Here is a 17548-nt window from a genome sequence, read left to right on the forward strand (position 1 = left end):
CGCCGGCTACCGCCGGAGCTCCCAACCAACCCGTAGTCGATTCCATGACACACCTCTCAGCTGAGAGGGCCGCCCAAGGATTCCACCGGGGCCCGCGTCGCGCAGCGCCGGAATACGCGAAACCGGATCACCGCTTGCACACCGGGACAGAGAGAGGACGCCCCGACGCGTACCACTCACCGACGCACTGGCTCACCGGCGCACCGCAGGGGTTGCCCATCTCTCCCCGGAGAGATGGGCAACCCACCGGAAAACGGTCACCACCATTAACCCGAAATGGCCAATGGAACACCACCGTCTTGACTCGACTATCACCCGGACGGGCCAATACACGGCGAAGCCGGGCGCCGAATACGGAGCCCAGACCCGTGTGGTGGACCCGCTCCTGGCGGGCGCGTGCGGACATGCGCAAGGGGCCCGCTCGCGGCGGGCCCCTTGTGGGTGGCGTTGTCGGTGGCGCGTGCCGGCCCGCTCCAGCCGCATGAGCCGGAACAGTGACAAGCGAGAAGCCAACGGCCGCAGCCCGCGAGCCCCCTGGCGTGGATGCGGGGGTCGCGGGCCGCAGCCCCTGAGCGGATCGGGTGGGCTACCTCGGGGTGATCGTGACCCTGTAGGTGGCTCCGGCCCTGCCGTGGGTGTGCACGCTGACGGTCTGGCCGTGGTCGTCCCAACTGGCCTTACTGCCTTGGACATCGACGCGGTAGCCGCCTGGGTACGTGTCGCTGGGCACGGTGATCCGGGTGGGCCCCTTTGCGTTGTGGCGGGTGCGGAAGGTGAGCGTGTAGGTGCGGGTAGCCGGGTCGTACGCGTACTTGAGCGGGTCGCCCGCGACGGCCCGCGCGTACGGCTGGACGAGCAGCTGGGCGTTGGGCTTCGCGACGCCCGCCCGGTCGAGGAAGCAGTAGCCGCCGCCCCGGCACCACTGCCACCACGTCCAGCCACTGGAGAAGCGGTCCAGGGAGGCCGTCATGTCGGTGACGAACTGTCTCGCGTGCGGAAGGTAGGGGTTGCCGCCCCACTCCCCCACGATCACCGGCATGCGGTGACGGGTCGGGTAGTCGCTGATCGCGGCCTCGTAGGCGGGGATGAAGGTGCCGTTGGGGTCGTAGTCGGCGCCGGTTTCCATCGCGGTCTCGTAGAAGTGCGGCGCGTAGCCGGCGTGCGGGTCGTCGATGTGGCCCATCTGGGTCGGGACGCCGACACCGACGATGACGGTGGGTTCGACGAATACCCATGACCTGTGGTCGACCAGGCGGATCGCCCGGGCCAGGCGGTTCCACAGCTCGGTGAGTTCGGTGGCCTCGAAGCGGGCCGCGGCGGTGGGGAGGTCTTCGCCTGCGAGGAACTTCGCGAACGGCTCGTTCATCAGGTCGTAGCCGAGCAGCGCCGGGTGCCTGCCCAGGGCGGAGGCGACCGTCATCCACATGCGCGCGTGCGCGGCGCGGAAATCGGCGTCCTTGTACAGGTGGTCGAAGGCGGTCTGTACGGATGGCTCGAAGTACTCGGAGAACCAGTCGTCGGGTTTCGGCTCGAACGGCAACCCCTCGTCGCGGGTGGCCCAGTCGGGGACGCCGCGGGAGCCGAAGTGGGGGCCGTAGACGTCCTGGTGGGCGTCGAGGATGACCTTGATGTGGTAGCGGCCGGCCCAGTCGAGGATGCGGCGCATCTTGGTGAGGTAGCCGCGGTCGTAGTGCCCTGGGGTGGGTTCGAGGTCGTCCCAGAAGAACGCGAGGCGCGCGAGGTTGAAGCCCCGGCCGGCCATGTCTTTGAGGTCGCTCTCGTGGATGTCGGCGAACGCGTGGGTGCCGCGGCTGCTCTTGTCGGCGAGGTTGAAGCCGCGCCACTGGAGCGCGCGGCCTTGGTCGTCGGCGATGTAAGTGCGGTCGCCGACCGTGACCCGGTCGGGGCGCGGTCGGGGGCGCGGTCGGGGTGGGCCTGGGCCGGCGTGGGGAGGACGCCGAGCAAGAGGGCGGCCACGGCGAGGACGGCGGAGGCGACGCGGGAGGTCAAGCGCATGCCGAGCCCCTTTCGAGGAGGGCGGCTTGGGCGACGTGCTACTGGCCGGCCGGATGCTACTGGCGGGTGGGTGAAGTTCCCAGGCCTTCACGGGAGTTGGCGGGAGCTGGCGGGGCAGGGATGTCCCGGCAGCGGAGCGTTGGAGGCAGCGGACGATCTCCCGTCGGGTCCAGCCGCCCTGCTCTTCCGGCCCTTCGTGGCACACCTACCAGCGGACGCACGGTGGTCGGGAGGGCCGAGGGGGCACGGTGTCCTTGCCCGCGAATGCCCGGGAAGGCGGGAAGAACGCCTTACCGGGTAGTGCGGGTGGAGAACGGGGCAATGCTGGGCGGCGCGCGTGCGGGGGCGGCGTGTGTGGCTCAGGATCGGGGGGAAGGGACTGCGGCGGGGCGCGGATGCCGATGAGGGCGTGGTGCGCGGCGACGTACTTCCCGACGGCCCGGCCCAGGTTCTCCCACGCCCGGCCCACGATCTCCCGTGCCCGGCGCGGGATTACGTAGATGCCGCGCTACGTAGTTTCTGCCGACGCGACGGTTCCCTTTCCGGCGGCAGGCTCGGTACCGCAGTCACGTAAGGGCCCCGACGTAAGGGGCAGACACGGTGATCACGGGGGCAGTTCTGCCGGGCATCCAGGCAGCGCGGAACCCCGGGTCTGCGACCGCGCATGCGTCCCACAGCGCCAGTCCTGGCCGGGGACGTGCCAGTACACAGAGGGGGAACACTTGTTCAGCTCGCATCCGGCCGCCACAGTCTCCGTCCCCACAGCAAGCCGGGTGCGGGTAGCCGTCACGGCACCCGATCCGATCAGCCAGGAGGGCGTCCTCAGCCAGCTGCGTCGGCACCCGGAGGTCGACCTGTGTGAGGATCTCGGCTCCGCGACGGTGGCCCTGCTGGTCGAGGACGTGCTCGACGAGACCGCGCTCGTCCGGCTGCGGCGGATGGTGCGCAGCGAGGGGGCGCGGGTGGTGCTCGTCGTGGGGACGATCCGGGAGAGCGAACTGCTGGACGTCATCGAGTGCGGTGCCGGAGCCATCGTCTGGCGCCGCGAGGCCACCGCGCATCGGCTGGTGCAGGCGGTGCTGACCGCGGCCGAGGGCGGTGGCGATCTGCCCGCGGACCTGCTGGGCCGGCTCATCAGCCAGGTGGGGCAGTTGCACCGAGGGGGCGCCGACCGGCCGGGGACCTTTCTGGGTCTCACTCCGCGCGAGGCGGACGTCATGCGGCTGGTGGCCGACGGCCTCGACACCACGGAGATCGCCACCAAGCTCTCCTACTCCGAACGCACCATCAAGAACGTCATGCACGGGCTCACCACCCGCCTGCATCTGCGCAATCGTGCGCACGCGGTCGCGTACGCGGTCCGCGAGGGCTACATCTGACCGGACGGGCGACGGAGGGGCCCCTTCAGGCAAGAAGCGCTGCCCCGCCGTCGTCCCCACGGTGCGTGCACCTGGGACGGTGCGGGGAGCACGATCGATGACAGGGCGTCGAGGAGCCGCCCTCGGCGGGTGGCGGCGGGCGGGAGCGCGGAAAGTGATGCATGAGGTGGACGAGGTCCTCAAGGAGGTCCTCGGCAGCGGGGCGCTGGACGGCTCGGGTATCGAGGTGTCCTTCGACGTCCCCACCCGTGACTGGGCGGCCCGGCGCAACGCTCCGGTGATCAACGCCTATCTGTACGACATCCGGGAGGACGCGTCCCGGCGGCAGGGCGGTCGCGCGCCGGTGATCGACGAGCGGGACATCGTCGTCCGCCGCCGCCGGGCTCCGCGCTGGTTCCGGCTGTCCTACCTGGTGACGGCCTGGACGAAGACTCCGCGGGACGAACACCGGCTGTTGTCGGCGGTACTGGCGACACTGCTGCCCCATGAGCTGCTCCCTCCTCAGCAGCTTCCGGGCGCGCTGGGGCGCCTCGGCCTGCCGGTGCCGGTGACGGTGGGCAGCGTCCCTACGGAGTCCCGTTCCCTCGCCGACATCTGGTCCGCGCTGGGCGGCGAACTCAAGCCGTCCCTGGACGTCGTGGTGACCGTGCCGTTCCCGGCGTACCCCGAATACGACGCGGGGCCCCCGGTCACGGAGGGCGCGGCGGTCCGGGTACGCGGTGTGGACGGCGACTCGCTGCGGTCGGCGGAACGCGCCCACCGGCCCCACCACGTGGCGGCGGCCCGCGCCGCACGCGAGCAGAAGTCGGCCCACCGCACGGAGCAGCCATGACCACCTCGTCCCCGGACAGCGCCACAGCCACGGCCGACCGGCCCCCGGACTCCGGGGCCGCGGGCCCGGCCGGCGCCCTCCTCGACCGGCTGGCCGGACTGCGGCAGACGGTGACCGCGCTGATCGAGCACCGGTCCGTCGACGACCCCACCGCGCACGACCCGTTGCGCGGCCTGTACGTGTCCGAGGAAGCCGTGCGCCGTCTGCTGCGCACCCGGCCGCACCCGGTGCCGGACGCGGCCGTGCGGCCGGCCGGGCCGACGGGGTGGCCGGAGGACACCGACGACCGGCTGGCCCGGACGGCCGTCCGGCTCCGGCTGACCGAGCTCGATGCCGCCGTGCTGCTCATCGCCCTGGCCCCCGACCTCGACCGCGCCTTCGAACCGCTCTACGGCTACCTCAACGACGACGTGAGCCGCCGCCGCGCCACCGTGGGACTCGCCCTCGAACTGTGCGGGGTGCCCGCGCATCTGCCGGCGGCCCGCGCCCGCTTCCACCTCTCGGCGCCGCTGCGCGCCCTCGGTCTGCTGACCGTCGAGGAGGCCGACCGGCCGCTCCTCACCCGCTCGTTGTGCGTGCCCGACCGCCTCACCGCCCACTTGCTGGGCGACGACACCCCGGATGCCGCGCTCCTCGGCCGGCTGCTGCCGATGCCGGATGCGCTGCCCACCGCGGAGCACGACGAGGCCTTCGTCCAACGGCTGGCCACCCGACTCGGCGAGGGACCGTTCACCGCCTACTTACGGGAACACCGCGAGGGCGACGCCCTGGCCGCCCTCGCGTCCGCTCTGCAGGCGGCGGGCGTCGACGCGTTGCGCTTCTCCGGTTCCGCGGACCACGTCCCCGAGCTGCTGCGGGAGGCCCGGCTGAGCGGCCGGGCGGTCGTGGTGTGCGGTCTGCCCGACGAACCGGGCCCGATGGTGGGTGAGTTGACAGGGGCGACGGACGTGACGGTGCTGCTGGCCGATCCTCGTCCCTACGATCCGCAGTGGTCCGCGCACGACCCGCTGGTGCTGCAGGCACCCCGGCATCCGGCAGGGGGTGCGGCCGCCTGGCGGACCGCGCTGGGGCCGGCCGCCGACGGGTTCGACGTGGCCGGCACCGTGGCCCCGTACCACCTCGGTGGTGAGCGCATCCGGCGCGCCGCCCGTGCCGCCGCGGCGCTCGCCGCCTTCGACGGGACCCCGCTCACCGCCGCGCACGTCCGGCTGGCGGCCCGGCAGCAGTCGGCCTCGGGCCTCGAACGGCATGCCCGCCGGATCCGGCCCGCGGTGGACTGGCGGGACCTGGTCCTGCCCGACGGGCCGCTCACCCAGCTGCGGGAACTCGCCCTGCGCGCCCGCCACCGTGACCGGGTCCTCGGCGACTGGCGGCTCAGTGCCGGCGGCGGCCGCGGCCGCGGGGTCCTCGGACTGTTCGCGGGCGAGTCCGGCACCGGCAAGACGCTGTCCGCGGAGGTGCTCGCCGCCGATCTGGGTGTCGATCTGTACGTGGTCCAGCTGTCCTCGATCGTGGACAAGTACGTCGGCGAGACCGAGAAGAACCTGGAGCGGATCTTCACGGAGGCCGACCGCACGGACGCCGTGCTCCTCTTCGACGAAGCCGACGCCGTTTTCGGCAAGCGCTCGGAGGTCAAGGACTCGCACGACCGGTACGCCAACATGGAGAGCGCGTACCTGCTGCAGCGCCTGGAGTCCTTCGACGGCATCGCCCTGCTGACCACCAACCTGCGGGCCAACATCGACGACGCCTTCACACCGCCGTCTCGACCTGGTGGTCGACTTCCCCTTCCCGGACGCCGGTCAGCGTCTGGCGCTGTGGCGGCACGGACTGTCGCACGTGCCCCGCGCCGAGGACATCGACGTCGACGCCCTCGCCCGGGACTTCGAGCTGGCCGGCGGTGCGATCCGCAGTGCGGTGGTCACCGCCGCCTACCTCGCGGCCGGCCGGGACCGGTCGGTCGGGGCGAGCGACCTGTGGGAGGGCGCCCGCCGCGAGTACCGCAAGGCGGGCCGACTGGTCCCGGGCGAAGCGAACTGGTGACGGCGAGGGCCGTCGCCCTTCCCGCCCCGCGTACCGGTACCCGCCCCGGCACGCGGCGGCGGGGTCACACGGTGAAACGGACCGCCTCCAGCTGGAGGTTCAGCTCCATCGGGCTTCCGCCGTACTTCCACCCGCCGGGGTCGGTGCACGTCTGGCCCATCCACTGCTTGTCCTTGACATAGGCGTCCTGGCACACCGAGCCGTCGAAGACCTTGAAGGTCAGTCCCTGCATGGCGGGGTCCGCCTCCTTGTCGCTGCCGATGACCATGTCCTGCTCGTCGACCGCCAACGCCCACTCGTCGCCCTTCCGCCAGCCCTCGCCGACATAGGCACTGGCGCCGGTGACGCCCTTGGTGCCGGACACGGCGATGTTGAGGGCCTTGATGGGCGTGCCGCTGCCCACCGCCCCGGCCTCGGCCCCGTCGCACACCGGGTCCTGCCAGCCGCCGTCCGCGACGTAGACGCGGTAGCAGATGTGGCGGCCGGGCCGCCGGCGACGAGCTCGCGCACCGCGGTGGCCGCGGTCCGCTCCTGGGGCTTCTCGGGCTGCTCTTCGCCACCGCCGCCATCGCCGCCCCCCGAGTCGTCGGGCTTGGCGGCGTCGGTCGGCTTCGCCTCGGGTTGCGGAGGCGCGCTGCTGATCGGCGCGGACGGCTTGGTCGGTGCGATGTTGTGGCCCGCCAGGGGCTTCTCCCGCGCCGCACTCTTCAGCTGCGGCTGGAACGTCAGCCAGATGGTGATGAACGCGATGGTCAGCGCGAGGAGGAGGCCGAAGCTGGTGGCCAGCCACCCGGGCAGGACCCCGCGCTGCACATAGGTTCCGTCCACCTTCATCGGATCGGCGCCGGACCGTCGCACGCTCAGCGCATACGGCTGTTCCTGCTTGGAACCGAACCAGGTGATCTGCCGCGGCCGCAGTGTCGCCTTCACGAACGCGGCCCGGCCCGGCTCGATCTGGACGTTGGCCGGCTGGAGGTCGTACGACAACCGGTCACCGGTGTCACTGCCGCTGAGCGAGGCGGTGACCTTGGTGTTGCCGAGGTTGTCCACGGCCAGCTGCGGCCGCCCCCGGAAGCGCCCCTTCACCGTCGGCGGCACCAGCTCGGCGCGTATCTCGGTGAAGGGGGTGATGGTGAGGTTGCCCTCGGGGACGGCGGGGGTGTCCGGATGTTCGGTCGGGGTGATCCGTACGGCATACGGATTCGGGCCGGCGGTCGCGTCCGGCGTACGCGGCGGCGCGAACGTCAGCTCCACCGTGCCGGTCGTCCCCGGATAGAGCCGCAGCGTTTGCGGCTCCACCGTGGTCCAGGGGGCGAGAGCACCGACCGGTTCGAAGCGGTACTCGTCGACGATGTCACCGGTGTTGCGCACCTTCAGCCGCACGGTGGTGCTGCTGCCGGGGTCGACGGTCGCGGAGGCAGGTTCCAAGGAAGTCCAAAGGCTCACGCCTCGACGCTAGGAGGGAAGGCGGGTGCCGTCAGGAGGCTGCCGGGCAGAGCTGGTTGCCCTGATGGGCGGCGGCGATGTCCTCCGGTCCTGACGGGGCCGGGCCGCCTCCGTCACGCCGTTGTACCCGCCCGCGCCCGGGGCCGGCAGGGCCGCGAGGGCAGCCGCACGGGCAATGACCCGGGCAGCGCACGGCGGGCGCCCGGGGCCGGTCCACGCCGAAGTGCCCTTGGGGGCAGCGGCGTTGCCCGGTCACCGGCCCCCGGGGCCGTTACGGCGGCGCGGCGCGCACGCCAGGGTGAGGAGCGTCCCGTCTCGTACCCGAGGAGAGCACAGCATGCCGTCCTACCTGTCGCCCGGCGTCTACGTCGAGGAGGTGGCCAGTGGTTCGCGCCCGATCGAGGGGGTGGGCACCTCCGTGGCGGCCTTCGTCGGGCTCGCGCCGACCGGGCCGCTGAACGAGCCGACGCTGGTGACGAACTGGAGTCAGTACGTCTCCTCCTTCGGCGACTTCACCGACGGGTACTACCTCGCCCACTCCGTCTACGGCTTCTTCAACAACGGCGGTTCCGCCGCGTACGTGGTGCGGGTCGGGGGTTCCGCCGAGGGCAGCACCGGTGAGGGCGCGGCCCCGGCCGAGACGTCCGGCCCGGTCCCGCCGGTGGCCCTGCCCGCCGCCGAGCCGAAGCAGCTCGGCACGTTCTCCGTGGCGGCCACGGCACCGGGCGCCACCGGCCCCTGACCGTGGAGGTCGCCGACCCCGAGGGCGAGGGCCCGGCGGAACGTTTCAAGCTGATCGTCAAGGACGGCGACAAGCCGGTCGAGACCTTCGACGTCACCGCCAAGAAGGGCTCCCGGTCCTACGTCGTCACTCAGGTCAAGGAGCGCTCCAAGCTCATCAGCGTGACGGAGACGGCGCCGGCGGCCCAGCTCGCCCGCCCGGAGAACCAGACCGTCACCCTGGCCGCACCACCCGCCCCGGCCCCCGCAACCGCGCCGGCGGAGCGGGCCCCGGCCGCGCACCCGGTCCGGCCCAGTACCTCGGCGACTCCGCGGACCGCACCGGCTTCGGCGGCCTGGAGGCCATCGACGAGATATCCATGGTGGCCGTGCCCGACCTCATGGCCGCCTACCAGCAGGGCACGCTCGACCTGGAGGCCGTCAAGGCCGTGCAGCTCGGGCTCATCGCCCACTGCGAGCTGATGGGCGACCGGGTCGCGGTCGTCGACCCGCCGCCTGGCCTGAATGCCCGTCAGATCCGGGTGTGGCGCCAGGAGACGGCGGGCTACGACTCCAAGTACGCGGCCCTGTACTACCCTGGCTGAAGTCCTTCGACCCGGCGACGGGCCAGGCCCGCATGGTCCCGCCGAGCGGCCACGTCGCCGGCATCTGGGCCCGCAACGACTCCGAGCGCGGCGTGCACAAGGCCCCCGCCAACGAGGTCGTACGCGGCGCCGTCGATCTGGAGCTGCAGATCACCCGCGGTGAGCAGGACCTGCTCAACCCCATCGGCGTCAACTGCATCCGCGCCTTCCCCGGCCGGGGCGTCCGCGTCTGGGGAGCCCGCACCCTCTCCTCCGACCCCGAGTGGCGCTACCTCAACATCCGCCGGTACTTCAACTACCTGGAGGAGTCGATCCTGATCGGCACCCAGTGGGTGGTGTTCGAGCCGAACGACCACGCGCTGTGGGCCCGCATCCGGCGCAACGTCTCGGCTTTCCTGGTCAACGAGTGGCGCAGCGGCGCACTCTTCGGCCAGCGGCCCGAGGAGGCCTACTACGTCAAGTGCGACGCGGAGACCAACCCGCCGGAGTCGGTCGACCTCGGCCGGGTCGTGTGCGAGATCGGCATCGCGCCGGTCAAACCGGCGGAGTTCGTGATCTTCCGGTTGTCCCAGTTCTCCAGCGCAACGGGGAGTTGGAGGAGTAGCCCCGAAGGAGCGGGCGCCCACGCCCCAGCCCTCGTACGTCACCGTCAAGAAGCCTAGAAGGACAGCGAACACATGAGTCTCATGCAGGGCGACTCCCTCACCGCACACAATTTCGGTCTGCAGATCGACGGCGTGATGGTCGAGTACCTCGCGGAGGTCAGCGGTCTCACCATCGAACAGGACGTCATCGTCAGCCCGCAGAACACCGCGCAGGGCAAGATCGACATCAACATTCTGCCGGGCGTGCAGAAGAACGGGCAGTGCACCGTGGTGCGCGGCATGACCCAGTCGAACTCGTTCACGCAGTGGATCAACGACTCGATCAACGGCCGGATGAGCACGGCCCGCAAGAACGCCACCATCATCCTCATGGACTACGAGGACAATCCGGTGAAGCGGTACAACCTGCGCAACGCCTGGTGCAGCAAGATCGACGCCAGCAGCCTGAAGGCCGGCGAGGCCGCCGTGCTCACCGAGACCGTGACCATCGTCTTCGAAGAACTGGTCATCGAGTAATGCGGCGCTCGGCTACCGGTACGCCCGGCGCGGGCGCCGCCGTCGCGGCGCCACCGGCCTCCCCGGCCGCGGCGGCGGGCGTGGAGCTCCCCGCTCCCGCCTCCCCCGCCGCTCCGGCCGACCCGGCACCCCGCGACCTGCGCACCGAGTTCCCCTTCCAACTGCCGCGTGGCTACGTCGACGAGTCGGGCACCGTGCACCGGGACGGCGTGATGCGGCTGTCGACGGCACGGGACGAGCTGGTCCCGCTGCGCGACGTCCGTGTCCAGGAGAATCCGGCGTACCTGTCGGTGGTGCTGCTCGGCCGGGTCATCACCCGGCTGGGCACGCTGTCGATGGTGCACGACGGGATCGTGGAGAGCATGTTCGCCTCCGACCTCGCCTTCCTCCAGGACTTCTACCGCCAGATCAACGCCGAGGGCCACACCCGCGCCGCGGTGCAGTGCCCGCACTGTTCCGAGCCGTTCGAGGTGGAACTCGGCGGGAGCCGCCTGGGGGAATCGTGACGTACGCGACCGACCGACTGCACGAGGAGATCGCGTACGTCGCCTACCACTTCCACTGGGGCCTGGAGACGATCCTGGACCTGGAACACCACGACCGCCGCGGGTACGCGGACCGGATCGCGTCCTTCGTGACGCGCGCCGGGGCGGAGGGCTGAGCCGTGGGGTTCTTGGACCGGCTGCGGGGCCGAGGCGGTCGTGGTCACGGTGGGGACCCGGAGGCTCGTCACCGCCCTGAGGGCAGTGACGACCGGGGCCCTGAGGGCAGTGGCGACCAGGTCGGCAGCGGCGACCGCCCCGCCCCGGAACCGCCGACGAACGGTGCGGTGGCCGACGGCGCGGCAGCGGCGACCGCCTGGAGCGGGCTGCCGCCCCTCCAGCGCTCCGTGGCCGACGGCCGGGCCGGGGTCGCGGACGCCGGCTTCGCCACGCGGCTGCCGACGTGGCAGAACCCCTCGTTCACGAGGGCGCAGGTGGGCATCGGAGTCCTGGACACCGCTGCCGGCAGCCTGCTTTCGGGGGCGATGACCGACGCGGCCCGACCGGTGACGGGACTGGAACGGCCGTCGAACGCGCTGTCCTGGCCGACCGCATCACCGGAGCCGACGGTGCAGCGGGCGCCCGCGGCACCGCTGCGGGCCCTGCCACCGGCGATGCCGACGCCGGGCCCGGCAGGGGGAGTTCGGGCACCGCTCGGAAGCGGAAAGGCCCCGGGAGGGACGGGCGCCGGGCGCCGGCGGGCGGTGCGGCGGCGGGCGGTGCGGCGGCGTCCGCTTCCTCTGCCGGGCCGGCCAGGCCTGCCGTTCCGGCCGGGCCGGCTGTCCCTGCCGTTCCTGCCGTTCCTGTCGCGCAGGCTCCGGGGGCTCGGCCCGCTGCGGGTGGTCGTCGTGCCGCGCCCGCTGCCATGTCCCGGTCCGGCCTGGCGGCCTCGACCCCGGCGGCCTCGACCCCGGCGGCTTCGACCCCCGCGGCTTCAACCCCGGCGGCCTCGACCCCCGCGGCTTCGTCTTCCTCAAGGGGCCCGGGTGCTAAGGGCACTCGGGACCCGCACGCGTCCGCCCCGTTCGCCGTACGGGGTGTCCGCGTGGCGCCCACCCCGACCACCCCGCCCAACTCGTCCCGGCTACGGCCCCTGACCAAGGCGCCGGCCGGGACGGGCACCGTACAGCGGAAGATTCTGCCGGTGGCGCAGCAGGAGCCTTCCGTGCCCGCGGAAAATACGGCAACGACTGCGGCAGGCCCCGCCGGTACAGGGGCGCGCACCACGAGGGCCGTGCGGGAACCGAGCGGTGCCTTGGCCAGCGAGCCCAGAGCGGTCTCGCCGGCCGAGGGTGACCGAGCAGGGGCCGGCCCGGCTGCCTCGCGTGGCCCGCTCGACCGCCCCGCGCCCGTACCCGCACCCGCACCCGCACCGAAGAACGTGGGCGCCGGTCCGTCCCCCTCCGGATCCGGCGCAGCGCCGACCGGGCGTGGGCGGACGGTGGCCGGCCCCCGGTGCAGCGGGCGGCCGTCCGTCGCGACCGCGCACCGGAAGGCCCCGGCACCGACGCGGCATCCGGCCCTCGTGGCGCAGGCGCCGCCTCTCACGGTGCCGCTGCCCCCGGTGGCGAAGTACGCGACACGAGCGACGACATGGCGGGATCCCGGCCCCCGGCCCGCGCACCGCGCGGCGATCGCGGCACGGCGACCTCCGGTCCGGTGCGCGTACAGCGGGCCCCGGTCGAGCAACGCAACGCCGCGGCCTCCGGCGGAACGGCCGGCCCGAGCGGAGAAGTCGCCCCGAGCGGAACGGTCGGCCTGAACAGGGAGGCGGGCGACGACCGACGGCCGGCCGTCGGCTCCGGTCGACCCACGACCCGACCCACGACATCGCAGGGGCCGTCAGCCAGCCGTGCCACCACGGCGGCAGGCGGACCGGCGGCCGGTGCGCCGACAGGGACAGCGACGGGTGCGGGCAACGACACGGCACCCGTCCAGCGGGCCGTCGGCACCCCGGCCGGTCCGCCGCGCGCGCTGCCCCCTGTGCGGGACGCCGCGACCCGGCCCGTAGCGCCCCCGGGCAGCGCGCCGGCTGCGCACCCGAGTGCCGTCGCAGGGGCGGCCGAGAACGCCGTACGGGCGGCCGCGCCGGCCTCGGGCGCGTTGGGGTCGGGCGCGCCGGCCTCGGGCGCGTTGGCCTCTGGCGCGTCGGCCTCTGGCGCCTCGGAAGCAGCGGTCCCTGTTCAGCGGTCGCTCCCGGCTGCCGACGGCCGCGTACCCGGTGTGCCTTCGGCGGCCGGTTCCTCCGTACCGCACGCGGCCCCGGGCAGCAGTTCCGCGGCTCGCCCGGTGAAGTCCCCACCCCGCGCTGGGAGTTCACCTTCTGGGAGTTCACCTTCTGGGAGTTCCCCCGCCGGAAGTTCCCCCACCGGGAGCTCCCCCGCCGGCCTTCCGCCGACGTCCGCCACGCCCCGCGCCAGGACGAACCCGCCCCCGAACGCGCCCTCGAACCCGAACGCGACCCCGAGCACGAACCCGACCCCGAACGCGAACCCAAGCGCGAACCCGCCCCCCGCCCGCTCCGCGCCCAGCCGATCGGTTCAGCGCAGCGTCCGGCGTGAGGTCCCCAGGACCGGCCTCGGCGCCCCGGTCGCCTCGGTGCCCGCGCCGCCGACCGTCGCGTCCCGGGACTCCGTTCCCCAGGCCGCGGCTCCCGCACGCCCACACCCCGCCTCGGCCCTGCCGGACGGTGCGCCGAGCGCACCCCGGAGTGCCGCGCGGCCCGCCGGCCCGCCCCCGGCGGTGACCACTGCCGTGCGCCCCGCCGCGCCGCACGGTCCCGGCACCGCCCCGCGCTCCGCGTCGTCGGCGCCCCTGGTCCAGCGTGCGCCGGCAGCCACCGCACAGCGCCGCTCTCCCCTGGGGGCGCCGGTCACCGGCGTGCCCGCGGACGCCACGCCGCTCGCCGGATTCCCGGCACGGGAGGCCGGCACGCCCGCTCCGGGTCCCGTTCCCGCACCTCCGGCCGTGGGACTCCCGGCCGCTCCGCGCCCACCGGCGCGCACCACCTCCGTCCCTCCCCCGGTCCCTTCCCCCGTCAGCGTCCAGCGCAGCACCGCGCCCCACAACGGCGCACCGCTGCACCGTCCCACCCCGCCCACCGGCACCACCGCCCCCCGGCCGCTCCCCGTGGCCCCCCTCACCCCGCCCCCGGCACTGTCGCCGCCCGCGCTCCGGCCCACCTCCGGGACCGCCGCCGCCCCGGCCTCCGCGCCCCCCGTCACCGTCCAGCGCACCCGGGGCTCGGCCATCGGTGCGCTCGCCGCCGGGGCCGCGGCCACGGTGGCCGACACCCTGCCCCGGATCCTGCCTCCGCACCGGCCGCCCGCCGACGCCCCGCCCCCTGCCTACAGCCCGTCCCCTCCCTACAGCCCACCCCCCGCCTACAGCGCATCCGCTCGCGACGACCCACCACCTGCCTACGCCTACGCCCCGCCCTCACAGACGCAGCTTCGGGCGCAACAGCCCCCGCCCGTCTACGCGGAGGTACCCGCCGGCGGATTCGACCCGCGCGCACTCACCGACTTCCAGCTCGACGAGCTGGTGCACCGGATCATCGGCCGCATCACCCGGCTGATCCGCACCGAACTGCGGCTGGACCGCGAGCGGATCGGCAGGCTCCGCGACCCCCGCCAGTGACCGGCCGACGGCCTCCCGCCGCACCGGCCGCCCCACGCCGTACCTCTGACAGCACACCGCATCACAGCGCACCGCACCTCTGACAGAAAGGCCCTCCGCGATGTCCCGCCAGGACCCGGGCTCCTCCCTCTGGTTCACCCTCTCCATCGACGGCGAGAGCCTGGGTTACTTCAACGGGTGCGACGGGCTGTCGTCCCAGGTGGAGACGGAGCAGCGGCAGGAGGGCGGCAACAACGGCTTCGTCTGGCAGCTGCCGACCCGTGTCACCTTCTCCACCATCCGGCTGACCCGTCCCCTCACCCCGGACACCACGAAGGTCGCCAAGTGGATCTCCTCCGTCCAGACGGGCATCGAGCGGCCCACCGCCCAGATCACGGCGCTGCGCGCGGACGGCTCGGAGGTCGCGCGCTGGGGGCTGATCGATGTGCTGCCGGTCAGCTGGCAGGGCCCCGCCCTCGACCCGGCGTCTCCGGCCGTCGCCACGGAGGTCCTGGAGATCGCCCATCACGGGTTCACCGACTGAAGACCACCGACCGAGGAGCGGGAGAGAACGCCCCATGCCCAAGAGCAGCAACGGCGCCGGCAAGAGCCTGGTACGCGCCACCCTGGCCATCCACGAGCCTCCCGCCGGCACCGGCACCACCCCGGGCGCGCTCAGAAAGACGCTCCGCTTCGACTTCAACCCGGCGCAGCTGTCCCTCAGCCGGTCCGCCCAGTGGAAGGTGACGCCGACCGCGGCCCGACGGGACGGCCCGAAACCCGAGTTCATGGGGGTCGAGCCGCGTTCGATGACCCTGGAGATCTTCCTGGACTCCTCCGACCGGCCGACCAGCGACACGGTGCTGAAGAAGGTGGAGTCCCTGATGAGCTGCTGCCGGGTGACCGCCAAGAGCATCGCGACCAAACGGCCCTCGCCGCCGTGGGTGGTCTTCCAGTGGGGGTCGTTCTCCACGGCGCGGTTCACCGCGTACGTCAGTTCCGTCGAGGCCTCGTACACGCTGTTCGGGACCACCGGTGTCCCCATCCGTGCCACCTGCCAGGTCCGTCTGCACGAGATCCCGCGCAGGACCGGGCGGCAGAACCCGACATCGGGCGCCCTCACCGCGCAGCGGGTGCACCAGGTCGTCGCCGGTGACTCGCTGCCGTCCCTCGCCTGGCGGGAGTACGGGGACGCGACGGCGTGGCGGGTGATCGCCGAGGCCAACGGCATCGACGACCCGGCCCAGCTGTCCACGGGCACCGAACTCGTCCTGCCCGCCGCCGAGGAGGTGCGTCACTGATGGTGAATCCCGCCACGTCCGCAGTCCTCCAGGTCACCATCGGCGACGACCCGCTGCCCGACGACGCCGCCGACGCGCTCGTCGACGGCTGGGTCGACCAGGGCGCCGGGGTGCCCGCCGCCTTCCAGCTCACCTTCCGTGATCCCTACCGGGTCATGATCAGCAGGCTGGGCGCCACGTTCGGCACTCCGGTCACCCTCGCGACCGTGACCGACGGTCAGGGCGCCGGCGACATCCTGCTGACCGGCGAGATCACCGGCCTTGAGGCCGATTACGACGGCACCGGCACGTTCACCGTCATCCGGGGCTACGACTTCGGGCACCGGCTCATGCGCCAGCGCCGGGTGGCGGCGTACCGGAACCAGTCCGCCTCCGACATCGCCCGGAAGCTGGCCGCGCGGGACGGTGTGCCGATCGGCACGATCGAGTCGACGAAGACGGTGTACGACTTCATCAGTCAGTCCAACGTCACCGACTGGGACTTCCTGGCGCGACTGGCCGACGAGAACGAGACCGTCATGTCCATCGACGCCAAGGGAAGGTTCCAGTTCGTCAGGCCGAAGCCCGCCTCGGGTGCGCCGCCGACGAGCACGGACAGCGATACCAGCCCGCTCGTGCTCCAGGCCGGACACGACATCCTGCGGCTGCGGGCCGCGGTCACCGCCTCCGACCAGATCGGCAAGGTGGAGGCGCGCGGCTGGGACGTCACCCAGAAGAAGCCGCTCCGATCCGTCTCACCCGCCACCCAGAACCCGGGCTTCGCGATCGGCGAGACGCCCGGCCGGGCCGCGGGCAGTTTCAAGGCGGGCAAGCTGGTCGAGACGTCGACCCCGTACGACAAGGCGACCGAGGTGAAGTTCGCCTCCGACGCCCTCGCCGAGGACGTCACCGCGGCCTTCGCCGAGGTGGAGGTCGTGGCGTTGGGCAACACGAGACTGCGGCCGGGAGTGCCGGTGACGCTCACGGAGACCGGCGCGCCCTTCGAGGGCAAGTACACGGCGACCTCCGTACGGCACGTCTTCGGCGACGGGAAGCACTACGAGTCGTGGGTGACCGTCAGCGGCCGGCAGTGGCGTTCGCTGTTCGGGCTGGCCTCCGGCGGGGGCGGCACGGGCACCGCGCCCAGGCTGCCGAGCGTGGCCAACGCCCTGGTCACCGATGTGAACGACCCGCTCAAGCAGGGCCGGGTGAGGCTGCGCTTCCCGTGGCTGGACGACAAGTACGTCAGCGACTGGACCCGCACGGTGCAGATGGGCGGACTCGGTGGCGGCGGGGTGTTCCCGATGGACGTCAACGACGAGGTGCTGGTCGCGTTCGACCGGGGCGCCCTCGACCATCCGTTCGTGATCGGCGGGCTCTACAACGGCAAGGACACACCGACCACCGTCGGTGACGTGCCGCTGCACGACACCGTGCGGAAGAAGGCGAGCCGGCACACCGTCTCCGACCGGGACGGCAACCGTATGGACCTGCTCAGCCAGAAGACCGGTGGCCGCAAGCAGGGCGTCCGGCTGGCGTCCGGCGACAAACAGCTCACCATCAATCTGGACCGGACCAACACCGAGATCGTCGTGGACAGCAAGGGCTCGGTCACGATCAAGGGCAGCCGGTCGGTGTCGGTGGAGGCCGGTACCGACCTCACGCTCAGCGCGCGGCGACGGGTGAGCATCAGGAGCGGCGGCCCGCTCGACATCGAGGGCAAGGGGCTGGTCAACGTCAAGTCGCTCGGCGCGGTCACGGTGGACGCGGTGGGCGCCCTGACCATGAACGCGGTGGGCAGCGCGCTGGTCAGCGGCATCGGGGGCGTACAGATCAACTCCGTTGCCAACGTGGGCATCCGGGCCCTCGCGGTCCCGCTGATGGGCGCGGTGACCATCGACGGCCTGGTGCCGATGGTGCTGCCGGCATGAGCGCCGGTGGGTACG

11 protein-coding genes and 3 pseudogenes are annotated in these 17548 nt (G+C 72.8%); 11 read left to right on the forward strand and 3 right to left on the reverse strand.

The window, feature by feature from the left end:
• Positions 1-586: 586 nt before the first annotated feature.
• Complete coding sequence (locus tag OJ254_RS28880) at positions 587-2221, reverse strand: cellulase family glycosylhydrolase (RefSeq protein WP_341483747.1); 1635 nt, start codon at positions 2219-2221, stop codon at positions 587-589.
• Positions 2222-2738: 517 nt separating this feature from the next.
• Between OJ254_RS28880 and OJ254_RS28885 the strand changes: the two genes are divergently transcribed.
• The 3 genes and pseudogenes from OJ254_RS28885 (at position 2739) to OJ254_RS28895 (ending at position 6270) form a co-directional block, all read left to right on the forward strand.
• Entirely contained in the window at positions 2739-3395 is a 657-nt protein-coding gene (locus OJ254_RS28885; RefSeq protein WP_265364739.1) for a helix-turn-helix transcriptional regulator, read from the forward strand.
• Positions 3396-3549: 154 nt separating this feature from the next.
• Positions 3550-4227: a Pvc16 family protein gene (locus OJ254_RS28890; RefSeq protein ID WP_265364740.1), complete on the forward strand. Its 678-nt coding sequence runs from the start codon at positions 3550-3552 to the stop codon at positions 4225-4227.
• Positions 4224-6270, forward strand: a pseudogene (locus OJ254_RS28895) (ATP-binding protein). Before OJ254_RS28890 ends, OJ254_RS28895 begins: the two are co-directional and overlap by 4 nt.
• Positions 6271-6334: 64 nt before the next feature.
• Here OJ254_RS28895 and OJ254_RS31820 read toward each other — a convergent pair.
• Both OJ254_RS31820 and OJ254_RS28905 read right to left on the reverse strand, forming a co-directional pair.
• On the reverse strand, positions 6335-6700 hold the full coding sequence (locus OJ254_RS31820; RefSeq protein WP_423835981.1) for a hypothetical protein: 366 nt from the start codon (positions 6698-6700) through the stop codon (positions 6335-6337).
• Between the two features lie 101 nt (positions 6701-6801).
• Positions 6802-7716 (reverse strand): annotated as a pseudogene (locus tag OJ254_RS28905) (COG1470 family protein); the annotation flags it as partial.
• 337 nt (positions 7717-8053) lie between these two features.
• Here OJ254_RS28905 and OJ254_RS28910 point away from each other — a divergent pair.
• The 8 genes and pseudogenes from OJ254_RS28910 to OJ254_RS28945 all read left to right on the forward strand — a co-directional run.
• A pseudogene (locus OJ254_RS28910) lies at positions 8054-9631 on the forward strand (phage tail sheath subtilisin-like domain-containing protein); the annotation flags it as partial.
• An 87-nt stretch (positions 9632-9718) separates the two neighbouring features.
• A complete protein-coding gene (locus OJ254_RS28915) occupies positions 9719-10162 on the forward strand; it encodes a phage tail protein (RefSeq protein ID WP_261954956.1) in 444 nt (147 codons plus the stop codon).
• A complete protein-coding gene (locus tag OJ254_RS28920; RefSeq protein WP_265364743.1) occupies positions 10162-10668 on the forward strand; it encodes a hypothetical protein in 507 nt (168 codons plus the stop codon). The genes OJ254_RS28915 and OJ254_RS28920 overlap by 1 nt, the downstream gene beginning before the upstream one ends.
• A complete protein-coding gene (locus tag OJ254_RS28925) occupies positions 10665-10823 on the forward strand; it encodes a DUF6760 family protein (protein ID WP_265364744.1) in 159 nt (52 codons plus the stop codon). The genes OJ254_RS28920 and OJ254_RS28925 overlap by 4 nt, the downstream gene beginning before the upstream one ends.
• Before the next feature lie 2623 nt (positions 10824-13446).
• Positions 13447-14343, forward strand: a complete 897-nt coding sequence (locus tag OJ254_RS28930) for a hypothetical protein (protein ID WP_265364745.1) — start codon at positions 13447-13449, stop codon at positions 14341-14343.
• 100 nt (positions 14344-14443) lie between these two features.
• Entirely contained in the window at positions 14444-14866 is a 423-nt protein-coding gene (locus OJ254_RS28935) for a phage tail protein (RefSeq protein ID WP_265364746.1), read from the forward strand.
• Positions 14867-14900: 34 nt separating this feature from the next.
• The gene (locus tag OJ254_RS28940; RefSeq protein WP_265364747.1) at positions 14901-15623 is read left to right on the forward strand and encodes a CIS tube protein; all 723 of its coding nucleotides are present in this window, start codon (positions 14901-14903) and stop codon (positions 15621-15623) included.
• Entirely contained in the window at positions 15623-17533 is a 1911-nt protein-coding gene (locus OJ254_RS28945; RefSeq protein WP_265364748.1) for a VgrG-related protein, read from the forward strand. The genes OJ254_RS28940 and OJ254_RS28945 overlap by 1 nt, the downstream gene beginning before the upstream one ends.
• The last annotated feature ends 15 nt before the right edge of the window (positions 17534-17548 follow it).

Source organism: Streptomyces endophytica, from assembly GCF_026153355.1.
Taxonomy (GTDB): domain Bacteria; phylum Actinomycetota; class Actinomycetes; order Streptomycetales; family Streptomycetaceae; genus Streptomyces; species Streptomyces endophytica.

Coding starts and splice junctions, on each gene's coding strand:
- OJ254_RS28915 (WP_261954956.1), top strand. CDS start 9,719: ATGAGTCTCATGCAGGGCGACTCCCTCACCGCACACAATTTCGGTCTG.
- OJ254_RS28920 (WP_265364743.1), top strand. CDS start 10,162: ATGCGGCGCTCGGCTACCGGTACGCCCGGCGCGGGCGCCGCCGTCGCG.
- OJ254_RS28935 (WP_265364746.1), top strand. CDS start 14,444: ATGTCCCGCCAGGACCCGGGCTCCTCCCTCTGGTTCACCCTCTCCATC.
- OJ254_RS28940 (WP_265364747.1), top strand. CDS start 14,901: ATGCCCAAGAGCAGCAACGGCGCCGGCAAGAGCCTGGTACGCGCCACC.
- OJ254_RS28945 (WP_265364748.1), top strand. CDS start 15,623: ATGGTGAATCCCGCCACGTCCGCAGTCCTCCAGGTCACCATCGGCGAC.